The sequence below is a fragment of the Pseudomonas sp. AC463 genome (assembly GCF_979253585.1).
Genome location: NZ_CEEDDZ010000555.1, coordinates 1 through 276, shown reverse-complemented (window position 1 = coordinate 276; position 276 = coordinate 1). Strand labels below are relative to the sequence as shown.

General features: G+C 67.0%; 1 protein-coding gene. It reads right to left on the bottom strand.

All coding sequences use genetic code 11. The features are described 5' to 3' along the window. Window positions 1-276 (bottom strand): AAA family ATPase (locus AC0IYH_RS31390; RefSeq protein WP_471838135.1); only part of this gene is annotated, 276 nt, incomplete at both ends.

Sequence of the window (276 nt, the reverse complement as noted above, 5' to 3'; positions counted from 1 at the left end):
GTACTGGATCGGCAGCGACGCCTTGGTGTCGGACAGGATCGCGACGAAATCGGCCTCGGTCAGGCCCTTGAGTTCGACGCGGATCGGCAGGCGACCCTGAAGCTCGGGCAGCAGGTCGCTGGGCTTGGCGACGTGGAACGCGCCCGACGCGATGAAGAGGATGTGGTCGGTCTTCATCGGGCCGTATTTGGTGGCGACGGTCGTGCCCTCGATCAACGGCAGCAAGTCGCGCTGCACACCCTCGCGGCTGACGGAGCCGCCGCGCACGTCGCTGAC